At 32.9% G+C, this 8380-nt stretch carries 7 protein-coding genes; all 7 read left to right on the top strand.

What is annotated here, in order from left to right:
• The first annotated feature begins 1534 nt into the window (after positions 1-1534).
• Complete coding sequence (locus HPS54_RS11260) at positions 1535-2632, top strand: hypothetical protein (RefSeq protein ID WP_172345549.1); 1098 nt, start codon at positions 1535-1537, stop codon at positions 2630-2632.
• 19 nt (positions 2633-2651) lie between these two features.
• Complete coding sequence (locus HPS54_RS11265; protein WP_172345550.1) at positions 2652-3581, top strand: hypothetical protein; 930 nt, start codon at positions 2652-2654, stop codon at positions 3579-3581.
• Between the two features lies 1 nt (position 3582).
• Entirely contained in the window at positions 3583-4989 is a 1407-nt protein-coding gene (locus HPS54_RS11270) for a hypothetical protein (protein ID WP_172345551.1), read from the top strand.
• A 10-nt stretch (positions 4990-4999) separates the two neighbouring features.
• Complete coding sequence (locus tag HPS54_RS11275; RefSeq protein ID WP_172345552.1) at positions 5000-5527, top strand: pepsin/retropepsin-like aspartic protease family protein; 528 nt, start codon at positions 5000-5002, stop codon at positions 5525-5527.
• On the top strand, positions 5527-6291 hold the full coding sequence (locus HPS54_RS11280) for a hypothetical protein (RefSeq protein ID WP_172345553.1): 765 nt from the start codon (positions 5527-5529) through the stop codon (positions 6289-6291). The genes HPS54_RS11275 and HPS54_RS11280 overlap by 1 nt, the downstream gene beginning before the upstream one ends.
• A 495-nt stretch (positions 6292-6786) precedes the next feature.
• A complete protein-coding gene (locus HPS54_RS11285) occupies positions 6787-7557 on the top strand; it encodes a hypothetical protein (RefSeq protein WP_172345554.1) in 771 nt (256 codons plus the stop codon).
• Positions 7558-7612: 55 nt separating this feature from the next.
• On the top strand, positions 7613-8200 hold the full coding sequence (locus HPS54_RS11290) for a hypothetical protein (RefSeq protein WP_172345555.1): 588 nt from the start codon (positions 7613-7615) through the stop codon (positions 8198-8200).
• Positions 8201-8380 lie beyond the last annotated feature (180 nt).

Consider the following 8380-nt stretch of genomic DNA (forward strand, 5'->3'; position numbering starts at 1 on the left):
AACTTCTGCAACTCTTCATTCTAATATTTTTTATTTTAGAACTTCATCTTTACAAATTTATAAATTAATGTAAGTTCGACGAATTCACGTTAATTTATAAATTGTCAATTATTCATTATTTTGCGCTTTTTCCTTTCTTTTTGATTTTCCATAACCCCGAAATACTGCGATGTTCAGTAAAAAGAGCTTTGTTGGAGTGAAACAGCGCCAAAATTCGTGTGCAGACATAATACATTTGATATCAATTGGTTACGTGTAAAAGTAAGAAAATGTACATCATTCGGGATAAGAAAGTTGCCTGATTACTACATGAAAGTAGCCTGATTACGTTCCAAAAGCAGCCATTTTACCCTGCAAAATGCGGCATTTCAGACCCTAAAGGCACGTGCTTTACTCTCTTTTGGACGTGCTTTTAGCAAAAAACGCACGTTCGTTTGACTTTTCATCATTTACGACCGCTCTTAACAACTTTTAAAACGTAGAACGAGACTTTCAGATGACGGTTTTGAAATGACAAAATGACACGAAAATTTAATTTAACGTGAATTTGATGAATTCAGAATAACACTATAAAAATAAAACAATTTTCGCTAATCACAAAGCTATCAGACAATTAAATTCATCGAATTCACGTTAAATTATAAATTATTTTATTTCGCTTTAAGGATATGTATTTAATGAAGCTAAGTCTCATTCAGTGTTATTAATCGTTAAAAGGATTATTACAAATAGGTCCAATTCTTTCCAATGTTTGCAAAATTGGAAAGAATTGGACGCGTTTATTCGTATTTTACAAAGCATTTAATTTTGTAATGAATGGTATATATGTTGTTTTTGTCAGATAAAATGTATGAAAGACATTTTACACAAACATTCATTCTTTGCTGTCGCATAATTTTTTGTATTTTATTTTCAATTTAGTACAACATTTAAAATAATTTATTATTTTTGCAACTGATTACTCGTGTCTTTGCAAAACAGAGATAGGACATGTTCCTGCTTTCTGAATGCAATGCAGCTCACGCCGGAGCGGACGGATGAAAATTCTTAAGCGGCAGGGTGGGTTACGGGTTTTCAAGACATATTAAGGCGTTTACAAGCGCTACGTTCAGCAGACACTCTGAAACGTGAGAAACTTCATGATTGATACTGCCTCGGACATAGCAACGGTAGATGCTCCGGGTATGCTTATATTATCCAACATTGGATTAGTGTATGTACATATTATATCCTTTTACGTAGGAGTAATATGTCATTAGTCCATGTAATCGTTGTACATATATTCATATCGGCGTGAGCTTATACTGTTGTTCGTTCAGCAGTATAGGGCAATTCTCACGGCCTCAGAGTGTGGATCGGACAGCAGACGGTTCACGCTTTTTTGTGTCCATATATTTCAATCTCTAAATATCGATGGAGTGGACTAATATATCAATAGGGTAATTAAGCCGGAATATTGATAATATGGTTCTTATGATAATGTAAACGGAGTATTGCCGAAAATCCGATGAAGAGTAGGCATAATTTTTTTAATATGGATAAAAATAAATTGTTAATCAAGTTAGCTTGTTTAGTAGGGTATTTGGTTTTTGCGTCTGTTAGTGCATTCTTTACGGCATCATCATTATCCCTTAACCTTCTTAATGGAACAAATCTTTGGTTCTGTTTTGGTTTGGTATTAGTTGTATCTATACTTGCAGGGTGGTGCCTTACCAATGTTATTGAAGAATTGAATAAACCCGTGAGAGCTTCAAGGTCTTCCTTTGTTTTAAATTTGATCGGATTCTTGATTTTCTGGACATTCAGCTTTATGACTAATGTTCATTATTTCTTTGTTGAAAAGCATGGATATAACATTCTTACAAAAGAATTGGCAAGTGCAAAGAACTATATTATAGAGAATACGACGAAAAGTAATCGTGCCATTGATGATCAGAATGAAATTGCACAGAAATCACTTACAGGGCAAGTCTATACAAATATTGACGCATTTAAACGTGAACTAAATAATACGATGGAACATCATGAGGGATTTGGTGAGGCTTGTATAAACATATTGAATTCTACAGAAACCATTCTGGCAAAAGACTCTAAGACGTATAATGACAAGAACACTTATATAATATTCGATGAAGAGAAAGATGCCGGAGATTATGGTATAACACAACGTAACAGATTCCCAGATTTGTATACAAAATATAAAAACTGTATGGTTGAGCAACTTAATAAAAAACTTAAAGTCATTGATGATTATTATAATCGCAAGAAAGACGAGAACATCGGACTTACGGATCTTATGAAGCCGATAGACGATCTCGAGACACTTCATCTTCCTGCAGTTCTTAAGGATGGTTCTGTAAAGGCTTATTATATGTATTATGACCAGCAAAATGGAAAAGTAATAAGTAAGATGCCGGATGATTATTATAAAAAATGTATAGTAAAAAATAAGAGCAATGAAATTAAAAGCTATAAAGTGTATCCTTCAAAACGTATGTTTGACACAATGTCCGTATGGGGAGATATCGTGTCAGGTAAGCTTATCGGCATGACAATGCTTCAGTGGATGGTTCTATCTTTGATATTTGATATTGTGTCGTTTATTCTTTTCGTTCTTTTCCGTAAAAACTAATAATAAAATATAAAAACATATGCCTACAATTGTAACGGGTGGAGATAATCCGCTGAATTTTACTGCAAAAGAGAATTTGTCTCAAAATGTAACATCAGAAACTGTTGTTAATCCGCAAGAAACGGTAGCAGTACCAAAGACTGCAACACCAACGATTGTGAATCAACAGGTACCGATTGTTATTTTTGTCGGTCCTGCGGCAAGTGGAAAATCAATGATATTGGTTCGTTTGGCAAAATATCTGCATCATAATGGATATACAGTAAAGACAGATCCTACGTTCTTGGATACACCGGAATATCAAGAACATTGTGAAAAGTTTAATGATGCACTGGCTACAACCACAGCACTGGATGGTACGGTGAAGTTTCTCTTGGTAAATGTCTATAAAGATGGACGAGAAATAGCTAAATTATTAGAAGCCCCAGGGGAGGACTTTTATACAACTGATGTCGAAAAAATAAAAATGGGTGCAAACAATAATGTTGAACCTTATTTGGCAACTATTATTACAAGTAATAATCCAAAATCATACGTTGTGTTACTTGATTTGGATTCAGAGATTTCCTATAGAAATAACGGTTATCACAGAGAGTCGTATGAACGTCGTTTCCTGAATAATTTTTATCCGGCTATAGATAAAAAACGCGACAGGATAATTCTGCTATATAACAAAATAGACAAAACGATGTTTGGCAGCATTAATGGATGTGATGATGTGAAAGGTGCGCGTGACGATGCAAAAATCTACTACAAACAATTGTTCTCAACAATGAGAATAAAGAAATTCGGTGGTTTTTTGACTGTTGACAACTTTACGTTCAAAACATTCTGTACGGGTATGTTTGCAAAGCAAACGGATAGTTTTGGAGGAACGTATAAGACATATAACATTGCAAGTGATACATATCCTCAAGAACTTTGGAAAGAAATAATAAGGAGGTTTTAATATGGATGTAATTATTCATGGCAAGCCGTATAACGGAAGTTCTCAAAAGACACCCGGACTTGATTCTGTTTTATGTAACAGAATTGTCGATGGTTTCTTTAATTCAATGGGAAGTATTAATGAAGCAGCTTTTTTAGTTGTGGATGCGACTTATTGGAACAACGAATGGTATAGCATATATACATTTGAATTGTATAAAGGAATAAGAGATAAAGATGACAGACAGAGTTTCTTTGCTATATCCATTGTTCTTCAGAAACAGTATTATTGTTTGGTAAGTGAAGTATATAAGAAACTGAAGAAAGTATGCTCTGACTATGTTGTTGGAAAATATATATCGGATAAAAGGAAATATATAGTATCGGATCTTGAGGATAAACTTCTATTTGAAGGTCTTGTCAAAGAAATTAGTCGCGACTATACAAATCTTCTTGAAGATTTTGATAATGGCTTTAAACATCTGCATGGATCTCAAGCCAATATATTCTATAATCCTATTGATTGTGATGCAAAAGCTTTTGTGCAGTCACTACGTTTAAACGGGCGTGTAATAGTATGTGAGAATACTCCTACAAAAGACTATTTATTAGACAATGTAGATAAAATCAAGTCAGAGTTTATAAATGCGCAAAATACTATAAAAGTCAGGGACAACGAGATTGCCGGATTAAAGAAAGAGCTATCTGACGTCAAAGCAACCCTGAGTGCAAGAAGACAACAGAGCGACAAACAATTCCGTGAATGGGAAAATGGAACAGCAGCTTTGAAAAATGAAAATGAGACACTAAAATCATTGAATGAAAGTTATGTTTCAACTATAAATAAATATAGAAACAAATTTACGGAAATTGTAAATATTGCAAAAGTTGTTGATAAAGATAACAAGTACCAGTCGGAGAAACAGCAATCCGGTATGAAGTCTTCTGTCATTGGAAATAGAAGTAAATTGCTTATCGTGTCATTTACTAATACCATGTTGCTGATATTTTTAACAATAATATTATGTGCTAAATCATGTACGGATAATAGTGTGCGTGATATTGACGAAATTGGAAATGTCAACGATGATGAACTTGTATCGGACACAGTTGCGACAAAAGGAGTTACCGATACAATATCTACTTCAGATAGGAACTGCGACTTATCTATATTTAATATTTATGATAGCACTCCATTGGTTGATGGCAGTATAATAGATGAAGGTACATCTGTTTATATAATGGTAAAAGAAATTGACAATTATAAACTTCATACAGACAATCTCAAGGATGGTGACAAAATAAAAATAAAGGAGAACTTTAAAGTTTATCCAATAGACAGTAGCAAACCAATAATTATATCATACAGGTCTGATGATATTAATAAGACTAATCCAAGAAATAAAATAACGTTACATATCAATGAATAAAATACGAGCTATGAGAAAAATATTTGCAATACTATTGGCGGCAACATTATTTACCGCATGTGAACAGAAAAAAGATCAGTATAATCCTTATGCAATAAAAAGTACAGCTGAAAAGAAACAGAAAAACACTTTTGAGGTTGATTTTAAGAAGACGGAATCTAATTTAAAGACCATACATGTTAAATTAAATGACAAGAATGGTTATGATGCACTTTTTGACACAGGATGTTCGGGAATGTTGATTTCATCTATGGAATTTAATGACTTAATAAAGTCCCAAACTATTACAGTGAGTGATTATGTAGGAGTTGCTGTAAGTTTTATTGCAGATGGTTCTGAAATCAAGAATCCAATATATAATATCCGCAGTGTTACGGTTGTTGACAAAAAAGGAGAGGCTCATGTGTTGAGAGATATAAAAGCAACTGTTGTTGAGAATCCTGGAGCTGCCATATTGATTGGAAACTCATTGATTGATCAATGGGCTAAAAATTCTTATACAATTGATTTGACAAAGAAAGTTATACGTTTCCAATAATGAGACCTGTTATTTATTTCTTCGGTACATTCGCAAATGGTTTTGCCTCTTATCCACAAGACCATACAAAGTCCTTTTTTCAAGATTTTATAAAGAAAGCAAGACTGGCATCGCAGATTGTCCTTCATCGTGAGGGCAATCTGCTGTATTACGGATATGTCCGGCGTATGAATGAAAGTGATAATATAGGAATATGCCTGTGTCTGGATTGTATATATATAAAAACGGAATATTTGTTTTCTGTATTTGACGATGCTTTTGCAGATTTGGTAGAACGTGGCGAGATACTGAAAATTAATGGCAACTCAGAAATATTATGGGCTATTGACAATTTTCATTCAGAGCCTGTCGCTATAACAGAATGTAGTAATAATATCATCGAAAGTATAAATGTTTCTGTTTTTAATTCACAGCCACTACCACCTGTAGATTTTTCCGTATCAGTAAATGATTGCCTTGAATTAGGTCTTGATGAAGGTGAGGATATAATATCAGATGCAACAACGCGCTACTGTAATCTATATATAGCAAGAAAAGAATCGGAAATCGAACGTATCACAAGTTTCAGAAATCTTATTAACTTAAAAAATCAAGAACTGAAAAAACTTAATGATAGTTTGGTCGCTAAAATAAATCAGGCAGATAATTTGAAAACGGAGAATAAAAAATTACAGGCACAGAAGAAGCAATACAGAAATGTGGTTTTGCTTGCTTTCGTAATCCTTATTTGCGGAGTAGGTCTGTTTTTTTATATGACAATCTGAATAGTACGCAAGGACAGCTGACAGAGGCAGAAAGTACCATTGTTGATAAGGAGAATGCCATTAGGAAATTGAATGCTTCGAATAATTCTCTTCGCTTGTGTCTGGATAATGAAAAACAGGAAAAGAGGGATTTGAAAAACAAATTATCTGACATATGTACAAGGACTCCGTTTATCATAACAGGTTACAACATCAATGCAGAAGAGGTGACGATTGATTATTATGCGGTGGAACAAAAGAATATAACTGTTTATTTGAAAGCAATAAACGAATCAGAACCGGAGGTTGTATCAAACAGTCATTCTGTTACTATATATGAAGGAAATAATAGATTGAAGCTAAGATTTAATTATCGTCTTAATACTGAAAACTATTATTATGTGAATATATTATATAATGGTAACGTGATAGGCGGGAAAAGGTGGTGACAGACATTTGGTATTATAAATAAAAGGATTTAGAAGTTGTGCCCGACACGAATATAGGGTTATAGCCATGAAGAAACTTGTTTTTGCAACATATTTGTTGTTGGTATCTTTTGCTTTGATTTCTTGTAATTCTTCTAAGAAGGATTTAAAATTAGAAATAGAAGAAGTCAATGACGAATGCCCTCTTGATTTGGGACTGGTAGGAGAGATATCAAGTGTTGATTATGACGAGAAGACTGATGAAGTCGTTATGACAATGACTATAAATAAAGACTTGCCTCTTAAACTATCGGCATTGAAACAGCTTAAGAATACGATGAAAAGATCCGTATTGGGCAATTGGGCAAAATCCGAATCAAGTTTAGTACTGATAGAGAAAATTGCCGATGCTGATGCAAAATTTACTATTGTTATGCAGACTGCCGACACGAATGAAAGTCTTAAGATAAAAATATCGAAAAAAGAAGTAAAAGATATTGCGGCAGGGAATATAGATTCTATTACACCTCGTGAGATGGTGGATATAATGATAGCATCAGCAAATGCACAATGTCCGATGCAAATAGATGAAGTTACGGTTCTTTCTTCTGTTACTCTTGAGAACAATAGTTTTGTATACAATTGTAGCTGGGATGAAAATTCTGTTTCAATAGAAGAGATAGATGCTAATAAAGATGTCCTGAAAACTAATATAAAACAGTTGCTATTAAGTGAAGATCCTATGACACAGGAATTGATTAAGATATGTAAAGATGCCAATGTCTGTATTTTATATAGATATATAGGGGATACATCTGGTGACGTCTGTCTCGTGAAATTTAGTCCTGAAGAACTTTAAATATCGGAAAAGAATTTAGAAGTTGCGCCCGACACGAATTAAGGGTATTAAAATAATGAAAAGAATATTTTTGGTGATTTTCTGCATGGTTCTGTTCTTATCTAACAGTCATGCGCAGCATCTTATTTTTTGGGGTATACCAATAAATGGAACAATAACCGATTTTGAAAAATACTTAATAAGTAAAGGATTTGAAAAGAATTATTGTATGGGTGGTGAATATATAATTAATGAGATTGATAACCAAAGAGCATATTATAAAGGTTCTTATAACAATTATATGTGTAAGGTAGATGTCCTCACTACTCCACTAAGTGGTAATGTTTACATGTGTCATATTTCTATTTTTGGACAAAATCGAAAAGTCCTTGAAAAAACTTATTATGAATTGATAGAGTTAATGATAAATGATAACAATTTAATGAAAAACAATTATAGCTATAAATATTCAAGTGGCTATTTAAATGATTATGGTAAAGTTAGTATTTTATTAGATCAAGGTTTCATTTTGATGACATTTGAAGACACACAAAATTCTTCATTACGGAAAGCTGAGTCAATATTAGGAAAAAAGTCTTGTAAATATTTACAGAAAAAATATAATAATACTCTTTTTTATGATAAAAATCCAAGGTATAAATAATTATTACATTGCTTGTTTTTTATAATAATAAGTAGACTTGTTTGTATTAATATAATGAAGTGATTTAAACTAATTTCAAACTGTTAAAATTCCTGCCAATATATTAAAATACAGCGTACTTCCGCAGAAATTCGCTATATTAGAGTTGCGACACTTTAATTTATCGAACCAATGCCGAAA

Source organism: Xylanibacter caecicola (assembly GCF_013166515.1).
Lineage (GTDB): Bacteria > Bacteroidota > Bacteroidia > Bacteroidales > Bacteroidaceae > Prevotella > Prevotella caecicola.

Coding starts and splice junctions, on each gene's coding strand:
- HPS54_RS11260 (WP_172345549.1), top strand. CDS start 1,535: ATGGATAAAAATAAATTGTTAATCAAGTTAGCTTGTTTAGTAGGGTAT.
- HPS54_RS11265 (WP_172345550.1), top strand. CDS start 2,652: ATGCCTACAATTGTAACGGGTGGAGATAATCCGCTGAATTTTACTGCA.
- HPS54_RS11270 (WP_172345551.1), top strand. CDS start 3,583: ATGGATGTAATTATTCATGGCAAGCCGTATAACGGAAGTTCTCAAAAG.
- HPS54_RS11275 (WP_172345552.1), top strand. CDS start 5,000: ATGAGAAAAATATTTGCAATACTATTGGCGGCAACATTATTTACCGCA.
- HPS54_RS11280 (WP_172345553.1), top strand. CDS start 5,527: ATGAGACCTGTTATTTATTTCTTCGGTACATTCGCAAATGGTTTTGCC.
- HPS54_RS11285 (WP_172345554.1), top strand. CDS start 6,787: ATGAAGAAACTTGTTTTTGCAACATATTTGTTGTTGGTATCTTTTGCT.
- HPS54_RS11290 (WP_172345555.1), top strand. CDS start 7,613: ATGAAAAGAATATTTTTGGTGATTTTCTGCATGGTTCTGTTCTTATCT.